Raw genomic sequence first — 2,304 nt, 5'->3', positions numbered from 1 at the left:
TACTTAATTATTGTCAGTATAACATATAATTTTAATTAAATCAATATTAACTATTATTAATTATCTTAAAAAAACGAATTTAACAAATTGTTACTTTTTATTTATTTTATTTAATAATTTTTTGGCTTCTTTTAAATTTTTATCCAACTCATATGCTTTTTTGAGATATTTTTTTGCTTTTTCAGTCTCATTTTTTTCATAATAAATATTCCCCAAAATATTATACACTTCTGCAACTGAAGCATCTTTTTCCAATGCTTTTAACAATACCTCTTCAGCTTCATCCAATCTTCCTAAATCTTTCAATGCCACTCCCATTAAATGTAAAGACGGGAAAAAATTTTCATCCTTTTCAAGTGATTTTTTATATAATTCAATTGCTTTTTCCTTTTCACCTTTATCATAAAGTTCTTTTGCTTTTTCATGAAGAGAATAAGCAGTTTGGATACTATCTTTCGGAATCTCTGAAATTGAAGAATCTTCATTATCCAAAATGTAACTGTAATCTACCAATTCATTATCCAAACCATACATAGCAACTTGAGGATAAGGCAATAGAGTAATGTCAAATATTTCATCTATACCTTCTTTAAATTCGAAAAATCCAACTATTTTTTTACTTATAATATCTACAACCCATACTCCGCAAACCCTTTTTTCAAGTTTAGTAATTTCCAGCCCGCTAAAAGTTGCACTTTCTCTTACTTTTGAAACTCCTACTAATGCAAATCTGTCAAAAAATCTTAAACCTCTGGTAAATCCGGGTAATTTAACAATTGTGGCTGTTTTTTTTGTTTTAAAATCATATACATTTAATGTACCTTTCCCTGATTCCAAATAAAATAAAGCATTTGCATAAATTTTTGGAGAATGAGGCATACTAAGTTTATCCAAAATAATTTTATTTTCTGTTACATCAATTAAAACTCCACCGTCAGCTTTGTATTTTTTCCATCCCAACGGAGTATCTGTAGTACTTAATGCAGTTGCATATTTAGGTTTATTATTATATAAAGCAATACCGTTTAAATGACATTTATCAACAGGTTCTAATTTAGATATAAACCAAGGTTTCCAATAAACTTTAAAACTTACATCATCTTTTAAAGTTGAAATGCATGAAAATTTTGTATTAACAAAATACAAATCGTCTCCTTTGGCCATCTCATGAATATCAATCATCCCCGTATTATGTATATTTAGCGGTAAAAAACAGGCATTATACTTATCTTTTGGTTCTAATTTTTCTGTTGCAGCTATAAAATTTGCAAAATGATAAATAGAATTTTTTTCACCTATATAAAAACTTTTAGCATCTGAATACATTCCCATTGGTCTTTTTATTGTTTTATAATCAATTGTAAGCTTATTATTATATGTACCAAGTAAAAAAACCTGATTGGAATTATATGTCGAAATAGCCAAAGTAAATTTATATCTATTTAATATTTCAAAAAAACTTTGAGAATATTCATAATTAATTGTTGCCATTATTTATCTCCTTTAATATTTCATTCCATTTTTCATACCATCCGTATGAATGAGTAAAATTTGGATATATTTTGTATTTTATCATACTTCTGTTTGAGAATTTATTATAAAAAGAAAAAAATACTTTTTCTCCTGTATTATAATCCTGTCCGCCAATTAAATGGAACTGTTTTACATTTTGAAGAGATTTAGTGAAATCAGCAGGATTTAATGAATATTTTAACTTACTGATATGATGCAATTCGCACCATTTTTGAATATCCAAATTTCCTGATATTGTAACTAATAAATTAATATCATCTCTTTTAGCGGCTAAAATGGTTGCCACAGTCCCGCCTCCGGAAAAACCAAATAAAGTAAATTTATTATTTTGATATTCACTTTTTATTTTATTCAATACCCGCATATAAGTTTTAATTACTTCAGGGGCGAATCTCGCGCTTGTCCAATATTTATAATTACAGTTTGTAGAATTTATATATTGGCAAGGTCTGGCCAAATATATTACACATTTGTTATCATCTTTTGTAGCCAGTTTTAACGCCAAAGGATTAATCGGTGTCGGATTTGAGGATATGGTTGTAGAAGTTACCCAGCTTAGCCCATCACCTTCTATATACACGTGTATATCTTTACAATTGCCAGAAATTTTTTGATAACTAAATATATCAAAATATTTAGTATGGTAAATTTTTTTATTCATATTAACCGCTAAATTTTCAGCAGTATGAAATCTTTGTTCAGGAGTCGGGATATTTAAACAAGCCGTTAAAAAAAGAAGAAGAAAGAAAAAAAGAGAGAAGTTCAACTTAG

2 protein-coding genes are annotated in these 2,304 nt (G+C 27.5%); both read right to left on the bottom strand.

All coding sequences use genetic code 11. From position 1 onward, the window contains the following. Positions 1–90: 90 nt before the first annotated feature. Positions 91–1,491 carry a TIGR03032 family protein gene (locus tag LNAT_RS08710; RefSeq protein ID WP_096260220.1) on the bottom strand — a complete coding sequence of 467 codons (1,401 nt, stop codon included), beginning with the start codon at positions 1,489–1,491 and terminating at the stop codon, positions 91–93. After that, positions 1,478–2,304, bottom strand: an 827-nt coding sequence (locus tag LNAT_RS08705; protein WP_143471336.1) for an alpha/beta hydrolase, incomplete at its 5' end; no start/stop codon positions are given. The genes LNAT_RS08705 and LNAT_RS08710, both read right to left, overlap by 14 nt.

Origin of the sequence: Lebetimonas natsushimae, from assembly GCF_002335445.1 — a bacterium.
Classification (GTDB): Bacteria; Campylobacterota; Campylobacteria; order Campylobacterales; family Nautiliaceae; genus Lebetimonas; species Lebetimonas natsushimae.
This window is presented reverse-complemented; position numbering and strand designations above follow the sequence as displayed.